We start from the raw sequence: 16,172 nt of genomic DNA, 5'->3' as shown, positions 1-16,172 counted from the left end.
GGGTGGCCCCTCTCGCTCCACGGCAAGCCGGAGCGGGTGGAGGCGGGCCGCGCCGCGCCGCATCGCCTCCGGGCCTCAGTACATGAATTGTTCGGCAAGGATGCGCTCGTCCCACGAATGGTCGGGGTCGAACATGATGATGCACGAGGCGGCCGTGTCCTCGCGCACCTCCACCCGCGCCACCTGGCGGATCTCGACGTGGTCGGCCGCGGCGGCGATGGGGCGTTTGGTCTGCTCCAGCGCCTCGATCGTCACGGTGACGTGGGACGGCAGCAGCGCGCCGCGCCAGCGCCGCGGGCGGAAGGCGGAAATCGGCGTCAGCGCCAGAAGCTGCGCATTGATGGGCAGGATCGGCCCGTGGGCGGACAGGTTGTAGGCGGTCGACCCGGCCGGGGTGGCGACCAGGACGCCGTCGCAGATCAGCTCGCGCAGGCGCGGCCGTCCGTCGATGTGGATGGCGAGCTTGGCGGCCTGGTAGGTCTGCCGCAGGATCGACACCTCGTTGATCGCCCGCGCCTCGAACACCTCGTCGCGGATGTTGGTGGCGCGCATGGCAAGCGGGCGGATCGTCGTCATCTCCGCGGCGGCGATGCGCTCGGGCAGCCGCTCGACGGCGAAATCGTTCATGAGGAAGCCGACGGAGCCGCGATTCATCCCGAAGGTGGGCTTGCCGGTGGACATGAAGCGGTGCAGGCAGGACAGCATCAGCCCGTCCCCGCCGAGGGCGATGATGACGTCGGCCTCGTCCGGCTCGTGGGCGCCGTAGCGGTCGGTGAGGGCATGGGCGGCGGCCCGCGCCTCCGTCGTCTCTGCGGCGACGAAGGCGAAACGCTCCAGGCGAAGGGTCACGGTTGGACAGTCACGGGCGGCGGATCGGATCTGTGTGGGATGGTCGGTTGGACGGACGGGCATCATCACGGCTGAGGCGCCCGCGTCAACCATGGTTGACCGCCGAGACGACGGGAATGATGGACGGGGCGCGGGCGGCCGGGGCAGACCGGCGGCCGACGACGCGGCAGGCCGCCGGATGATACCGGCCGGCGCAGAGGCAAGAGGGAGCTGAGGTATGGTGTCACGCGAGGATGTGCTGGCGGTGCTCGCCACCGTGCCGGACCCCGAGGGCGGCGACATCGTCACCAAAGGGCGGGTGCGGTCGCTGGTGGTGAAGGAAGGGCGTGTCGGCTTTGCGCTGGCGGGCCCGGACCCGGCAGGACTGGAGGGGGCGCGCGCCGCGGCCGAGGCGGCGCTGAGGGCGATGGACGGCGTGAGCGACGTGCTGGCGGCGATCCTGTCGGAACGTGACGGTCACACGGCGGAGGCGGCGGCGGCGGAGGCCGGGTCCGAGGCGGGCGGCCTTCTCGCCAAGGCGCGGCGCCTCGTCGGCGGGGCCAAGTCCACGAAAGCGCCCACCACAGCGTCCACCGCAGCCCCCGCACCACCGGCCGCCGCGCCGCCCGCAGCCCCGCAGCGCCCGGCGGCGCCGCAGCGCCCGGCCGCGGCCGCACCGGCGCAGAGCGGCGAAAAGCCGGACAATCTGGCGCAGGTGAAGCGCATCATCGCCGTCGGCTCGGGCAAGGGCGGCGTCGGCAAGTCCACCGTGTCGGCCAACCTCGCCGTGGCTCTGGCCGGTCTCGGCTGGCGCGTCGGCCTGGTGGATGCGGACATCTTCGGCCCTTCCGTCCCGCTCCTCTTCGGCGCCGAGGATTACCGCCCCAAAGGCGGCTTCGTCCCGCTCGACGCGCACGGGGTGAAGGTGATGTCCATCGGCTTCATGGTGGACCCGGCGAAGGCGGTGGTGTGGCGCGGGCCGATGGTGTCCGGCGCGCTGATGCAGCTCGTGCGCGACACCACGTGGGGCGAGCTCGACGCGCTCCTCATCGACATGCCGCCGGGGACGGGCGACATCCAGCTCTCCCTCGCCCAGCGCGTGGCGCTGACGGGGGCCGTCGTGGTGACGACGCCGCAGGACCTCGCCCTCATCGACGTACGCAAGGCCACCAACATGTTCGCCGCCGTGAAGGTGCCGATCCTCGGCATGGTGGAGAACATGGCCACCTTCATCTGCCCCCACTGCGGCGGCGAGACGGACATTTTCGGCCACGGCGGCGGCGAGCGCGAGGCCGCGGCGGAAGGTGTGCCCTTCCTCGGCCGCATCCCGCTGACCCGCGCGATCCGCGACGCCTCGGACACCGGCCGCCCCGTCGCGCTGGACACGGCAAGCGCGGAAGGGCGGGCCTATGCGGCGATCGCGGCCGACCTTGCCGGCGTTCTGGAAGGGGCGGCCGAGCGGCCCTTCCCCGACATCGTGTTCGAAAGCTGAGCCTCAGGACCGCACGGATCAGGTCACCGCACCGCGCCTCAGCGTCATGCTGAAGGCGACCGCGATGGCCGCACCGACCATCATCGGGATGAGGACAGGCCACAGCGTTCCGGGCCACGGGTCGATGTCGCACAGGGTGCCGACGAGAATGGCCACGATGGCGCCCGCGCCCATCTGGATCGACCCGGCGAGGCCCGACGCGGTCCCGGCGAGGTGCGGGCGCACGCTGACCGCACCGGCGATGGAATTGGGCAGGGTGAAGCCGTTGCCCATCCCCACCAGCGCGATCGGCCCGAAGAAGGTCACCGGGTGAACGACGCCCATCAGCTCGGCGAAGATCGCGATCATGATGCCGGACAGCGTCAACACCGTGCCGCAGCGGATCATCATCACGATGCCGATCTTCTCGACGAAGCGTCCGGTGATGAAGTTGCCGCAGATGTACCCGGCGGCGACGCAGATGAAATAGAGCCCGTAGACCGAAGGCGTCAGGTGGAGCACCGATTCGGAGACGAAGGACGATCCGGCGACGAATGCGAAGAAGCTGGTCGAGATGAAGGACAGGGTGGCGACGTAGAGCCAGAAGGTGCGCACGCCGAAGAGTTCCATCGCCTCGCGCCGCATGCGGGCGAAACCGCCTGCGCCGCCTGACGGCGGGTGAGTTTCGCCCAGACGCAGCACGGTGGCCGTGGTGACCGCCGCGCCGACGGCCGTCATCAGCACGAAGATCGAGCGCCAGCCCATCGCCTCCGACAGGACGCCGCCGACGCTGGGGGCGATCATCGGCGCGACGGCCATGCCCATGGTGACGTAGGCAAGGGCAGACGCGGCGCTGCGGGCCGAATGCAAGTCGCGCACGATGGCGCGCGACAATGCAAGGCCCGCGCAGCCGCCGACAGCCTGGAGAAGCCGGCCGCCGATCAGCACCTCCACCGTCGGCGCGGCCGCACAGATGGCGCTCCCCACCGTGTAGAGCGAAAGTCCGGCGACGAGCACGGGACGGCGTCCCAGCATGTCGGACAGGGCGCCGACGACGAGCGTCGCGACGGCGGTGGCGATGAGATAGGCCGAGAGGCTGGCCGAGATGGCGGCCTGCGTGGTGCCGAGGTCGACCTGCATCGCGACCATCGCCGGCAGGTACATGTTGAGCGAGACCGGCTGCACGCAGCTCATCGCGATGAGGAGCCAGAGCGGCGCCGGATGGCGGGCGATCGCGGCCGAGAAATAGCGCGGTGCGCGGGCCAGCCGGGCGAGCGCGGCGGAGGTGGGCGCCGGTGCGGCGGAGGTGGGTGCGGGTGCGATGGACAGGGCGGCGGCCGCGCCGGTCGGGCAGGGGGCTTCTCCGGCGGCCACCTTCGCCGTGCCCCTGCGTGCCGCGGTCGGCGTCGGCGTGTCGTCCTGGCCCGTGTCGCCTGAGGTTACGGAAAGGCCCGCCGGGCCAAAGTCGTCCTCCGCGCCGGGGTGTGCGGGGGCGCGATCATGATCGGGCACGGCGAGTCCTTCCAGGCGGGCGGCGGTGACACCAGGCGGCCCGCCAGAGCGTTGACACAGGACGGCCGCAGCGGCGGGCGCTCCCACCGCGTGCGGCCGTGACTTCAGGAATGGCGCCGGGCGACCTCGAACGAGGGCGGCGCGCGGCGGGTCAGCCGCCCGTGGTCGACATATGGCGCGCGACGGCCGGGCGGGCATTGCGCCGCTCGATCACGAAGTCGTGGCCCTTCGGCTTGATCAGCATGCCGTGGTCGATCGCACGGTCCAGCGCCTCGTCGCCTTCGGACTGGCGCATCGGCTCGCGCAGGTCCACAGCGTGATCCTGGCCGAGGCACAGGAAGAGCGTTCCCGTGCAGGTCAGCCGGACGCGGTTGCAGCTCTCGCAGAAATTATGCGTCAGCGGCGTGATGAAGCCGATCCGCCCGCCCGTCTCCTCGACGCGCATGTAGCGGGCCGGGCCGCCGGTGCGGTCCATCAGCGGGGTGAGGGTGAACTCTTCAGCGAGGCGACGGCGCACCTCGGACAGCGGCAGATATTGGTCGGTCCGGTCCGCCTCGATCTCACCCAGCGGCATCGTCTCGATCAGGGTCAGATCGTGACCGTTCTCGTGGCAGAAGCGCATCATCGGGACGATCTCGTCCTCGTTGGCGTCCTTCAGCGCGACCATGTTGATCTTCACCTTCAGGCCGGCGGCCTTGGCGGCGTCGATCCCCTGCATCACCTGGTCCAGCCGGCCCCAGCGCGTGATGGTGCGGAAATTGTCCGCATCCAGCGTATCCAGCGAGACGTTGACGCGCTTCACCCCGCAGTCGGCAAGCTCGGTCGCATATTTGGCGAGCTGCGAGCCGTTGGTGGTGAGGGTCAACTCGTCCAGCGCGCCAGACTTGAGATGACGCGACAGGTTGCGGAACAGGCTCATGATGTTGCGCCGGACGAGCGGTTCGCCGCCCGTGATGCGCAATTTGCGCACGCCGCGCCGTACGAAGGCGGTGGACACGCGGTCCAGCTCCTCCAGCGTCAACAGCTCGCGCTTGGGGAGGAACTGCATATTCTCGGCCATGCAGTAGACGCACCGGAAATCGCACCGGTCCGTGACCGAGATGCGCAGGTAGGTCACGCGCCGCCCAAACGTGTCCTCCAATTGTGCCGTCATACAATTCCTCTTGCGTCGCTTAACGCTCTATATCGGTTCCGGGCCCACACATCCAAGCCCCTCTGGAAAGGACACGTGTCATGCAACCTATTTCATGGCCGGTGCGCCTGACGGTCAATCGGGACCATACGCTGCTGACGATCGACTATGAAGACGGGGCGCGTCATACCATCGGGTCGGAACTTTTGCGGGTGCTGACGCCGTCGGCGGAGCGCACCGGCCACGGCAACCGGCAAGTGATCGGCGGGAAACGCGGCGTCACCATCCGCACGGTGGAGCCGGTGGGGCGTTATGCGGTCAGGATCGGCTTCAGCGACGGGCACGACACGGGCCTCTACACATTCGACACGCTTCACGCTTTGGGGGCCGATGCCGATGCGCTGTTCGCCACCTACGAGGCCGAGCTCGCCGCGGTCGATCTGACGCGCGACCGGCCCGGCATGGCGCCTGCGCCGCGCGCGGCCGGCCCTGCGCGATAGGGGTTGGCGGACGCGAAAAGGGTTGGCGGGCGCGGCGGGCGATAGGCTCGGCCAATAGAGGGTAGAGGCGCGGGCGCTGCCTTGCGGGGTGTCACGCGGGCGGATGCGCGGGCGATGATAGGCCGCGGTGCAGCGCCGCTGCGCCGTCCCACGAGGAGAGACGATGAGAGACGACGAACTGGCCGCGGCCGCAGAGCTCCTGGCCGACCCTGCGGCGGACCCTGCTGCGGTGGTCGCCGCATTCGAGCGAGCGGCCCGGCGGGTGAAGACCCGCTGCGGCGAGGGGCGGATGGTGTGGCACGTCTTCGGCAACGGTCCGGCCTTCGTGCTTCTGCACGGGGGACACGGCACGTGGCTGCACTGGCTGAAGGTCATCGCTCCGCTCGCCACGCGCTACCGGGTGCTCGTCCCCGACATGCCGGGCTTCGGCGATTCGGCCGATCCCGGCCCTTTTCCGGACGAGGGTGTGGCGCTGTCCGACGTCATCGCCGCCCCCGTGGTGGAGGGGCTGACGACGCTTCTGGGCCGCGAACACGTCTCGATCGCCGGCTTCTCGTTCGGCGGCGTGGTCGCGGCGCGGGCGGCGGCCATGCTGCCGGGGCGGTTGGATCATCTCGTCATCATCGGCGCGATGGGGTTCGGCTTCCGCCTCGGCCCGCCGCCCCCGCTGCGCAAGGTGCGCAACGTGGAGCCGGACGAGCTGGCGCAGGTGCACCGGGCGAACCTCGCGGCGATGATGTTCGCCGACCCGGCGAAGATCGACCCTCTGGCGGTGCACATCCAGGCGCTGAACGTACCGCGGGCGCGCACGCCGAGCCGTCTTGTGTCGCGGTCGACGGCCCTGGTCGAAGCGCTGCCGCGGGTGGACGCTCCGGTGACCGCGATCTACGGCGAGCACGACGTGGTGGCCTTCCAGCATGACGAGCGGTGGCAGGTCCTCTCGCGACATGCTGCCGGGGCCCGGCAACACGTTCTCCCCGGGATCGGCCACTGGACGCAGTACGAGGCGGCCGACGACGTTTCGCGTCTGATGCTGACGGGGCTGGCGGTGCCTGGGCGAGTCGGCGAGCCGGAGGGGGTCGCCTGAACGGGTGGGGGTACGTGCCGCCGGGGACGCACCGCTTGAGACAAGCGTCTGACGAAAAGGGCGGACGATTTCGCCCGCTCCTCTGGTAGCCGCCCGGCCGCTCGTGATAAGCCACGCTGGCGATGGGAGGGCGGCTTGTGGATGACAGTGATCTTGCGGACGACGGATGGACGCCCGTCGCATCGCGCGGTTTCATGGGCGATGTCGGCCCCTTCCTCACCCGCACCCTGCCCGGTGGCGAGGTGCGCTACGCGATGCGCGTGGAGGAGCGGCACCTGAACGCGGCCGGGATCGTTCATGGCGGCGCGATCATGACCTTCCTCGATCATGCGCTCGGCACGCACGGGGCGCGGGCGCACGACGCGCCCGGGCAGGCGACGATGAGCCTGACCGTGTCCTTCGTCGAAGGCGTCGTGGCACCGGCGCTGCTGGAGGCGGACGTCGAGGTGGTGCGTGCCGCCCGCTCCGTTCTCTTCCTGCGCGGCTCTGCGCGGGTGGACGGGCGGATCGTCGCGACCGCAGATGGCGTGTGGAAGCTGCGCAGGCCCCGCTCTTGAGGCCGCGCCGTCGGCGGCTCGCGGCGGTTCACGGGCGGCGCCTTCCGGTCGGCACTACCGCTGGAGCAACGATGGTACGGCGCCGGGCGCGGCGGCCGGGACCCACTTCACAACACGGACGAGGAGGATCGCAATGGAGCTTTCGCTGGAGGGAAAGGTCGCGCTGGTCACAGGCGCGTCGAGCGGCTTGGGCGCGCATTTCGCCAAGGTGCTGGCGGGGTCGGGCGCATCGGTGGCGCTGGCGGCGCGGCGGATCGACCGGCTCGAGGCGCTGCGGGACGAGCTTGCGGCGTCCGGCGCCAAGGTGACCGCGGTGCCGATGGACGTGACGGACCCCGCCTCGATCGCCGCGGGGCTGGACGCTGCAGCGGCCGCGCTCGGCACCATCACCGTGGCGGTGAACAATGCCGGCGTGTCGGCGGCGGCCCCGGCGATGGAGACCAGCGACGAAGATTGGAAGTTCGTCGTCGACACCAACCTCACCGGCTGCTTCACCGTGGCGCGCGAGACGGCACGGCGGTTGAAGGCGGCCGGCAGCGGCGGGTCGATCGTCAACATCGCGTCGATCACCGGGATCCGTCCGGCGGGGGCGCTCGCCCATTATGCGGCGGCGAAGGCGGGGCTGATCCAGCTCACGAAGGTTCTGGCGCTGGAGTGGGCGCGCTACGGCATCCGCGTGAACGCGATCGCACCGGGTTATTTCGAGACGGACATCAACCGCGACTTCTTCGAGACGGAGGCCGGTAAGGCGCTGATCAAGCGTGTTCCGCAGCGCCGCCTCGGGCAGATGGATGACCTGTCGGCGCCGCTGTGCCTTCTGGCGAGCGATGCCTCGTCGTTCATGACGGGCAGCGTGATCACCGTGGACGGCGGCCACGTCTGCGCCTCGCTCTGAGGCCCGGAAGAGACGGCGCAGAGCCGAGGGTGACCTCGGCTGCGCCTCAGTAGTGGCGCAGGAGGGCGGCGAGCTTGCCCTGGATCTGCACGCGGTCGGCGCCGAAGATGCGGGTTTCGTAGGCCGGGTTGGCGGCCTCGAGCGCGATCGTGTTGCCGCGCTTGCGCAGGCGCTTGAGCGTGGCTTCCTCACCGTCGATCAGCGCCACGACGATGTCGCCATTGTCGGCATGGTCGGTGCGGCGGACGACGACGGTGTCACCGTCGTGGATGCCGGCGTCGATCATCGAGTCGCCGTTGATCTCCAGCGCGAAGTGTTCTCCGGGGCCGATCATGTCGGACGGGAGATGGACGGCGGCGCTCTGCTGCTGGATCGCCTCGATCGGCACACCGGCGGCGATACGACCCATCATCGGGATGTCGACGATGTCATAGGCGGTGGTGACCGGGCGCAGCGATGTGCGGCGCGGCGCGACGGGGTCACGCTGGGCGTTCCCCTCGATCACCGAGGGGGAGAAGCCGCGCGGGCGGTGCGGCGGCGGGGTCTTGGCGAGAGCGACATCCGGCAGGCGAAGAACTTCAAGCGCACGGGCGCGGTTGGGGAGGCGGCGGATGAAGCCCCGCTCCTCCAGCGCCGTGATCAGCCGGTGGATACCGGACTTGGATTTGAGGTCGAGCGCGTCCTTCATCTCCTCGAAAGACGGGGGGACGCCGGTCGAGCTCATCCGCTCATGAATGAACATGAGAAGATCGTATTGCTTTTTTGTCAGCATCGTCCGATGTCGCCTATCTGCTCTCTGACCAGCATTAGTACCCGAATCATTCCGATTTCATCTATACACGTTCGTCGTGTGTTCCGCAAGGACGGGAGCCCAGAACGCGGCCTGTCAAGCAATCACAACGCGATATAGACGCAAGGATCACCCGCCTTCGCGGCCGGTTCGTGCGGCTGACGCACCAAAAGAACTTCAGATGACGCAAGCGTCGCCAGCATCGAGGAATCCTGGCGGCTGGCGGGGGTGATCGTGCGGCCGTCACGGACCGCGCGCATGTGGTCGCGGCGGACACCATTTGCCGCGATGTCACGGCCCAGGACGCCCTCGAACACCTCCGGAAGCGGCGAGGGGACACCCTGCATCGCCTTGACCAGCGGCACGAGGAAGAGCACCGCACAGACCGCGCCGGACACCGGGTTGCCGGGCAACCCCAGCACCAGCGGGCGCGAAGCGAACATCAGCGGCTTGCCGGGGCGGACCGCCACCTTCCAGAAGTCGGGCTCGACACCGATGTCCGACAGAGCCGGCTTGACGAGGTCGTGGTCTCCCACCGACGCGCCGCCGAGGGTGACGAGAATGTCCGCCTCGGCGATCCCCGCGGCGCAGCGGCGTGCGATCTCGGCCCGGTCGTCGGGCGCGATGCCGAGGTCGATCGTCTCTGCCCCTGCCGCGCGCACGGTGGCGGCCAGCGCGGGGGTGATGGAGGCGACGATCTGATCCGGCCCCGCCGGGGTGCCGGGGGGGACCAACTCGTCGCCGGTGGCGAGGAAGGCGACGCGCGGGCGGCGGGCGACGCTGAGCGCCGGATGCCCGCCCGCACCGGCCAGCGCGATGTGGCGAGGGGCGAGGATGGTGCCCGCCGTCATCAGCGTGTCGCCAGCGGAGAAGTCGAGGCCGAGAGGGCGGATGTTGTCGCCGGAGCGCACGGTGTCGGTGGCGGTGAGGCGGTCGCCGTCGCGGGCGGCGTCCTCTTGGATGAGCACCGCGTCGGCCCCCTCCGGCACCGGGGCGCCGGTGAAGATGCGCACCGCCTCGCCCGGCGCGATCGGCGCGCCGAAGCTGCGCCCCGCCGCGGATTCGCCGACGACACGCACTGGTCCCGGCATGTCGGTCGCGCGCACGGCGTATCCGTCCATCGCCGAGGAGGCGAAGGGCGGCTGGGTGCGCAAGGCGACGATGTCGGCCGCGGCGACACGGCCCGCCGCATCGGCCAGCGGCACGTCCTGCGCGCCGAGGCGGGGCGCCGCGGCGAGGAGGAGGGCCTGCGCCTCGTCGACGCTGATCACGCCGGGGTGTCCGCGTCGGCGCGCCACAGGCCCGAGCGGCCGCCGGACTTCTCCAGCAGGCGGATGCCGCCGATCTCCATGCCGCGATCCATTGCCTTGGCCATGTCGTAGAGCGTCAGGCAGGCGGTGGAGACGGCGGTGAGCGCCTCCATCTCCACCCCGGTCTTGCCGTGGGTGGTGGCGCGGGCGGTGATGTGGAACCCGGGCAGCGACGGGTCCGGCGTCAGGTCCACCGCCACCGACGACAAAGGCAGCGGGTGGCACAGCGGGATCAGCTCGGACGTGCGCTTGGCGGCCATGATGCCGGCGATCCGCGCGACGCCCACCACGTCGCCCTTCTTCATGTTGCCGGCTTCGATCGCCGCCAGCGTCTCGGCCGCCATACGCACCGTGCCTTCGGCGACGGCAACGCGGCTCGTCTCTTCCTTGGCGGACACGTCCACCATCCGCGCGGCGCCGGCAGCGTCGATGTGGGTCAGCGGGTTGCCGAGGAGGGCGCGGGTGGCGCGGGTGACGTCGTCGTGGCGCATCAGGCTTTCGCCGACGAGGAAGGCGGAGGCCCCAGCGGCCGTGAGGCGCACCACGTCGGCGTTGGTGGAGATGCCGGATTCGGCGATCAGGATGCGGTCCGCCGGCACCATCGCGGAAAGCCGTTCGGTCACGCCAAGATCGGTGACGAAGGTCCTGAGGTCGCGGTTGTTGACGCCGACGAGGGCGGACGGGAGGGCGAGCGCGCGCTCCATGTCCCTCTCGTCGTGGACCTCCAGCAGCGCCGCCATGCCCAGCGCGTGGGCGGTGTCGACGAGGTCGCGCGCCACTTCATCGTCGACCGCGGTGAGGATGACGAGGATCGCGTCGGCGCCCCACACCCGTGCCTCGAACACCTGTTCGGGCACATACATGAAGTCCTTGCGCAGCACCGGCAGGGTGACGGCCGCGCGGGCGGCGCCGAGGAAGTCCGGCGCGCCTTGGAAGGAGGGCTTGTCCGTCAGCACCGAGAGGCAGGCGGCGCCGCCGTCGGCATAGGCGCGGGCAAGGGCGGGCGGGTCGAAATCGGCGCGGATGAGGCCCTTGGACGGGCTCGCCTTCTTGATTTCGGCGATGAGGCCGGGGCGGCCCTCGGCGGCGGCGGCCCTCAGCGCGCCGGTGAAATCGCGCGGCGGCGGCGCGGCCTCGGCACGGGACCGCCACGAGGCGCCATCCTCCACGAGGCGCGCTGCGGCGATCTCCTCGCGCTTATAGGCTTCGATCTTCGAGAGGATGTCGGGTGCGGCGTCCATCGGGCTCTGGCGGCTCCTCGTTGCGGCGGCGGTCGGGGCGACGGGCCGCCCTCTCCTGGCCTTCTAGAGCATTTTCGCCGCGGCCGGTATCGCCAACCGGCGCCGGGTGCTGGAGAAGGCGCCCTGCGGCATCGACCGCGCCGGGCGCTGATCGGAATGGCGCTGGTGCGGCGCACCGCAAGGCGGGACCGTGACGCGGCCGGAGCGGGCGGATGTGGCGGTCCGCCGGCGGCCGGCTGCGATGAGGCCCAGCGCGCCCGCCCGCCGGCTGGCGTCAGTGCGCGGCGGCGGATTTGGAGACGGAGACCAGCGCGTCGAGCCGCGCGGCTGCCGACCCGTCGTCGAGCAGCGACTGGGCGAGGCCGACCCCTTCGGCCAAGGTCGCGGCCTTCCCCGCCACGATCAACGCACCGGCGGCGTTGAGGCAGGCGATGTCGCGGTAAGCGCTGGGGCGGCCGGCCAACACGTCGCGCAGGGCCGCGGCGTTGTGGGCGCCGTCACCGCCGATGAGGTCGTCCATGTCGGCGCGCGGCAGACCGGCATCCTCTGGCGTGACGGTGAATGTGGTGACGGCGCCGTTCTCCACGGCCGCGACCTCGGTCGGCGCGGTGGTCGACATCTCGTCGAGCCCGTCCGTGCCGTGGACGACCCAGACGCGCTCGGCGCCCAGCGCGGCAAGAGCCTCCGCCAGCGGGCGCACCCACTGCGGCGCGAAAACGCCGAGAAGCTGGCGCTTCACCCCCGCGGGGTTCGACATGGGGCCGAGAAGGTTAAAGATCGTGCGGGTGCCAAGCTCCACGCGGGCGGGGCCGACGTGCTTCATCGCCGCATGGTGGGCGGGGGCGAACATGAAGCCGATCCCCGCCTCGCGGATGCAGCGGGCGATGCCGTCCGGCGACAGGTCCAGCGCGATGCCGAGCGAGGCGAGGCAGTCCGCCGCGCCCGACTTCGACGACAGCGCCCTGTTGCCGTGCTTGGCGACCGGCACACCGGCGGCCGCGACGATGAAGGCCGCGCAGGTGGAAACGTTGTAGGTGCCCTTGGCGTCGCCGCCGGTGCCGACGATGTCGATGGCGTCGGCGGGGGCGGCGACGGGCGTCATGCGGGCGCGCATCACCTCCACCGCGCCGGCGATCTCGTCGACCGTTTCGCCGCGGACGCGCAGCGCCATCAGGAGGCCGCCGATCTGCGCCGGTGTGGCCTCGCCCGACATCAACACGTCGAAAGCGGCGGCGGCTTCGGCGCGGCTGAGAGCCCCGCCGTCCGCGGCCTTGGCGATGAAGGTCTTGAGGTCAGCCACGCGCACCCCCGGCGTGGCTCGGTCCCGGCCGCGTCATCAGATCCGGCCCTGTGCCGGGGCGACGCCCGTGATCTGGTCCATGATCTGGCGGTTCACCGTGGCGCCGACCTCGGTCTGCCAGGCATTGAGCAGGTCATAAAGGACCGCGGTGCCGATGCCCTGGTTGAGCTGCTGGCGCGTCTGCGACAGTGCCGGGTCGTTCTCGAAGAAGAACGGCTCGACGATGTCGGTCACCTCCAGAACGATCCGCTCCTCGCCGTTCGTCACGGCGGCAGCGTGGCCGGTGCCGCCTTCGAACGCCTCGGCGGCGACGCCGTCCGGCAGCCCCTCAGGCGCGGCGTTGAAGGTGAACGGATCGGAGGTCGCGACCTCGGCGCCATAGCGCGCGGCCACGGCGGCGATGTCCTCGCCCCCCTCGAGCGCGGCGACGGCCTCTTCGGCGACAGCGTTCAGCCGTTCGGTCCTCTCGGCCGCGGTCCAGGCGACGAGAACGTCGAGCTGGGCCTCCTCGAACGGGCGAACGTCTGCCTCGATCACGGTGTCGACCTGCACCCAGTAGGTGGCGTCCCCTTCGTCGACGGCGACGGCATCGCTGCCGGCATCGGCGGCGAAGGCGGCGTTGATCACCGCGGCCGCACCCGGAATGTCCACCTCTTGGCGGTCCTGGTCCATGCCGTTGCGGTCGATCGCGCTGAAGGACTGAACGGGAAGGTCGAAGCGTTCGCCGATCTCCGACACCGGGGCGCCACCTGCGACCGCGTCGGTCACATCGGTCTGCAGCGCGCGGGCCTGATCCATCGCCTCGTCGAGGGCGAGGGACGCGCGGATCTCGCCTTCCACCTCCTCGAAGGGGCGCTTCTGGGCCGGCTGGATCTCCGACACGCGAATGAGCGTCGGCCCGAAGCGGCCGTCGACCACGGTGGCCTTGCGCTCTTCCAGCGAGAAGGCGGCCTCGGCGATGGCGGGGTCGAAGATGTCGGCGCGGGTGATCAGGCCGAGGTCGACGTCGGCGCTGCGCCGGTCGAGCTGGCGCAGGATCGACGAGAAGGCGTAGCCGTCGTTGATCGCCTGCGCGGCGTTCTCGGCGATCTCCTTGTCGTCCAGAACGATCTGCTGCACCTGGCGCCGCTCGACCTCGCCGTAGGCGCCGTCGGTCTCGTAGGCGCGGCGCACGGCGTCTTCGCTGACGAGGTCCGGCTCGGCCAGCTCGTCCGCCGACAGGGTGACGATGCTGAAGCTGCGCCGCTCGGGCGCGCGAAAATCGTCCTGATTGGCGTCGTAGAAGGCGCGCAGCTCTTCCTCGGACGGATCGTCGATGGTGCCGATCGCGTCGTTGCCGAGGGTGAAATAGCTCACCGTGCGGGTCTGATTGGCGAAGCGGTTGACGGCGGCGAGGTAGATGTTCGGGGCGTTGAGGCCGCCGACGAGGCTGTTCGTCCACAGCTCCTGGATGGCGCCTTGCCGCTCGATGCCGATAAACTCGTTCTCGTTGTAGCCGAGATTGGCGAGATAGCGGTCGAAGGCCATGCGGTCGAAGTTGCCGCCGGGGGCGAAGCGCGGATCGGTGCGGATGCGCTCGGCAAGGGCGGCATCGCTGATGTCGACGCCGAGGTCGCGCGCCGCGTCCACCTGCACCGCCTCGGAAACGAGCGACTGCAGGACGCTCTCGGCGAGGCCGAAGGCCTGGACCTCCTGCGGCGACAATTGGCGGCCGAGCTGTTGCGTAATGCGCGCATTTTGCATGCGCCAGACGCGTTCGAACTCGCGCGAGGACACGGGCGTGTCGCCGACGCGGGCCACCTCGGTCGGGTTGACCGTGTTCACAAAGTCGGCGACGCCCCAGACGGCGAAGGACATGACGAGTAGGGCGATCAGAAGCTTGGCGAGGGTGCCTTTCGCCGCACTTCTCAGTGCATTCAACATGGTAGAGCCGTTTGTTTACGCGCTGCGCGGCATACGCACGATAGACTGCAGCGGCAAGAGGCCCAATCGGCGCGCCCCAGCCGCCGGCCGCAGGAGGAAAGGGACACAGAATGCTCATCGCAGGCAACTGGAAAATGAACGGCACGCCCGACTCCATGGAGGAGTTCGGCCGCATGATCGCCCGTGCCCCCGAGGCCACCGCCCGCGGCATCGACCTTCTCGTATGCCCTCCGGCCGTCCTCATCTCCAAGTTCGCCGACCGGGCGACGGTGTCCAAAATCGCCATCGGCGGGCAGGACTGCCACCCGAAGGAGAAGGGCGCCCACACCGGCGACATCTCGGCCGAGATGCTGGCCGCGTGCGGTGCCTCGGCGGTGATCGTCGGCCATTCGGAGCGCCGGGCGGACCATGGCGAGACCAACCAGCTCGTGGCCGAAAAGGCCGCGGCGGCCCAGCGCGCCGGGCTGACGGCGATCGTCTGCGTCGGCGAGACGGAGGCCGAGCGCGACGCCGGCCAGACCGAGAGCGTGGTCGCCGCCCAGGTGGACGCCTCCGCGCCGCCGTCGCTGGACGCGGCCAAGCTCGTCATCGCCTACGAGCCGGTGTGGGCGATCGGCACCGGGCGCACGCCCTCGGTGGAGGATGTGGCCGCGGTCCATGCGTTGATCCGTGCCAAGCTGGAAGAGCGGTTCGATGTGCCGGTGCGCATTCTCTATGGCGGCTCGGTGAAACCGTCCAACGCGGCCGAGCTTCTCGCGGTCGAGAATGTGGACGGCGCGCTGGTCGGCGGGGCCAGCCTGAAGGCCGACGATTTTCTGGGGATCGCCATCGCCGCGCCGAAGAAGGGCTGAGCGGGGGCCCGGCCGACCAGCGCGCCTAAGGGCGCGCGGGCACGGCGCCGAAGCGGATCATGGCCACGATGAGATGGCCGAGGAGCACGCCGTTGAGCGTGTGCCACATGAAATGCGTGCCGAGAGGGAAGGCGCCGCACACCGCCATGTCGAGCGTGCGGAAGGTGAGCGAGACGGCGAAGATGGCGGCCGCGACGATGAGCGACCAGCCCGCCCCGCTCCGTCCGGCGGCGAGGAGAATGGCCCCGACCACGAAGAGGCCGGCGAGCGGCGGCAGGTAGCCTTCGGAGCCGTTGAGGTCGCCGAGCATGGCGGCCGCGCGCCCTCCGGCGATGGAGAAGGCGACGAAGCCCGCCGTCGCCATGAGCGTGCCCCACCAGGGCATTCCCGCGAACCGGCGCATCGCCAGCGCGAAAAAAGTGAGGATGAAGATCTGGATCGGGATCACATCCGCCATCACCGCCCAGCGCGTGGCGAAGGTGTGGAACAGGAACGAGCCGATGCCGATGGCCGACAGGATGACGGTGAGGAGGATCACCGCCCCGTCGAGCTGCCCGCGCCGGTGCGCCATGACGAGGGCGACGGCCGCGGCGATGATGAAGGCGGCGTTGGTGACGGCGTTGACCGGCTCGGCCCAGAAGGCGGGGGAGAGCCGCTCGCAATAATTGTCGATCGTTTGGTGCCAGTCCATCGTCTCTGCCGTCTGCCGTCTGCCGTCTGCCGTCTGCCGTCTGCCGTCTGCCGTCTGCCGTCTGCCGTCTGCCGTCTGCCGTCT

General features: G+C 70.4%; 15 protein-coding genes. 6 read left to right on the top strand and 9 right to left on the bottom strand.

Translation table 11 applies throughout. The features are described 5' to 3' along the window. Nucleotides 1-75 precede the first annotated feature (75 nt). Nucleotides 76-849 (bottom strand): NAD kinase, encoded by a 774-nt coding sequence (locus BIX52_RS05840; protein ID WP_075219957.1) that lies wholly within the window; start codon nucleotides 847-849, stop codon nucleotides 76-78. Nucleotides 850-1,066: 217 nt separating this feature from the next. Here BIX52_RS05840 and BIX52_RS24055 point away from each other — a divergent pair, with 217 nt between their 5' ends. Then, a complete protein-coding gene (locus tag BIX52_RS24055) occupies nucleotides 1,067-2,320 on the top strand; it encodes an Mrp/NBP35 family ATP-binding protein (protein ID WP_075219956.1) in 1,254 nt (417 codons plus the stop codon). Nucleotides 2,321-2,338: 18 nt separating this feature from the next. Here BIX52_RS24055 and BIX52_RS05830 read toward each other — a convergent pair whose 3' ends face one another. Further along, nucleotides 2,339-3,811 carry a multidrug effflux MFS transporter gene (locus BIX52_RS05830; RefSeq protein ID WP_083660029.1) on the bottom strand — a complete coding sequence of 491 codons (1,473 nt, stop codon included), beginning with the start codon at nucleotides 3,809-3,811 and terminating at the stop codon, nucleotides 2,339-2,341. Between the two features lie 151 nt (nucleotides 3,812-3,962). After that, nucleotides 3,963-4,964, bottom strand: coding sequence for a GTP 3',8-cyclase MoaA (gene moaA / locus BIX52_RS05825; RefSeq protein WP_075219955.1), 1,002 nt, complete (start codon nucleotides 4,962-4,964; stop codon nucleotides 3,963-3,965). An 80-nt stretch (nucleotides 4,965-5,044) separates the two neighbouring features. Here moaA and BIX52_RS05820 point away from each other — a divergent pair, with 80 nt between their 5' ends. The 4 genes from BIX52_RS05820 (at nucleotide 5,045) to BIX52_RS05805 (ending at nucleotide 7,982) form a co-directional block, all read left to right on the top strand. Beyond that, entirely contained in the window at nucleotides 5,045-5,443 is a 399-nt protein-coding gene (locus tag BIX52_RS05820; RefSeq protein WP_075219954.1) for a gamma-butyrobetaine hydroxylase family protein, read from the top strand. Between the two features lie 163 nt (nucleotides 5,444-5,606). Further along, nucleotides 5,607-6,530: an alpha/beta fold hydrolase gene (locus BIX52_RS05815; protein WP_075219953.1), complete on the top strand. Its 924-nt coding sequence runs from the start codon at nucleotides 5,607-5,609 to the stop codon at nucleotides 6,528-6,530. 137 nt (nucleotides 6,531-6,667) lie between these two features. Then, nucleotides 6,668-7,087, top strand: a complete 420-nt coding sequence (locus BIX52_RS05810; RefSeq protein ID WP_157956200.1) for a PaaI family thioesterase — start codon at nucleotides 6,668-6,670, stop codon at nucleotides 7,085-7,087. A gap of 133 nt (nucleotides 7,088-7,220) precedes the next feature. Beyond that, nucleotides 7,221-7,982 (top strand): SDR family NAD(P)-dependent oxidoreductase, encoded by a 762-nt coding sequence (locus BIX52_RS05805; RefSeq protein WP_075219951.1) that lies wholly within the window; start codon nucleotides 7,221-7,223, stop codon nucleotides 7,980-7,982. A gap of 46 nt (nucleotides 7,983-8,028) precedes the next feature. Here the strand turns inward: BIX52_RS05805 and lexA are convergent, their stop codons facing one another. From lexA to BIX52_RS05780, 5 genes are all read right to left on the bottom strand, one after another. Then, nucleotides 8,029-8,754: a transcriptional repressor LexA gene (gene lexA / locus BIX52_RS05800; protein WP_075219950.1), complete on the bottom strand. Its 726-nt coding sequence runs from the start codon at nucleotides 8,752-8,754 to the stop codon at nucleotides 8,029-8,031. A gap of 122 nt (nucleotides 8,755-8,876) precedes the next feature. After that, nucleotides 8,877-10,043: a molybdopterin molybdotransferase MoeA gene (locus tag BIX52_RS05795; protein ID WP_205647699.1), complete on the bottom strand. Its 1,167-nt coding sequence runs from the start codon at nucleotides 10,041-10,043 to the stop codon at nucleotides 8,877-8,879. After that, nucleotides 10,040-11,323, bottom strand: coding sequence for an indole-3-glycerol phosphate synthase TrpC (gene trpC / locus BIX52_RS23905; protein ID WP_075219948.1), 1,284 nt, complete (start codon nucleotides 11,321-11,323; stop codon nucleotides 10,040-10,042). The genes BIX52_RS05795 and trpC overlap by 4 nt, the downstream gene beginning before the upstream one ends. 274 nt (nucleotides 11,324-11,597) lie before the next feature. Continuing rightward, nucleotides 11,598-12,623 (bottom strand): anthranilate phosphoribosyltransferase, encoded by a 1,026-nt coding sequence (gene trpD / locus BIX52_RS05785; RefSeq protein ID WP_075220211.1) that lies wholly within the window; start codon nucleotides 12,621-12,623, stop codon nucleotides 11,598-11,600. Between the two features lie 36 nt (nucleotides 12,624-12,659). Then, nucleotides 12,660-14,546 carry a peptidylprolyl isomerase gene (locus BIX52_RS05780; protein WP_075219947.1) on the bottom strand — a complete coding sequence of 629 codons (1,887 nt, stop codon included), beginning with the start codon at nucleotides 14,544-14,546 and terminating at the stop codon, nucleotides 12,660-12,662. Between the two features lie 110 nt (nucleotides 14,547-14,656). Here BIX52_RS05780 and tpiA point away from each other — a divergent pair, with 110 nt between their 5' ends. After that, complete coding sequence (tpiA, locus tag BIX52_RS05775) at nucleotides 14,657-15,397, top strand: triose-phosphate isomerase (RefSeq protein ID WP_075219946.1); 741 nt, start codon at nucleotides 14,657-14,659, stop codon at nucleotides 15,395-15,397. Between the two features lie 25 nt (nucleotides 15,398-15,422). On the opposite strand, the gene BIX52_RS05770 is transcribed toward tpiA, so the two are convergent. Further along, nucleotides 15,423-16,088, bottom strand: a complete 666-nt coding sequence (locus BIX52_RS05770) for a ceramidase domain-containing protein (protein ID WP_075219945.1) — start codon at nucleotides 16,086-16,088, stop codon at nucleotides 15,423-15,425. Nucleotides 16,089-16,172: the final 84 nt, after the last annotated feature.

Source organism: Acuticoccus yangtzensis (assembly GCF_001927245.1).
Taxonomy (GTDB): Bacteria; Pseudomonadota; Alphaproteobacteria; order Rhizobiales; family Amorphaceae; genus Acuticoccus; species Acuticoccus yangtzensis.
The sequence above is the reverse complement of the archived record's forward strand: the minus strand, read 5'-3'. Positions and strand labels throughout refer to the sequence as shown.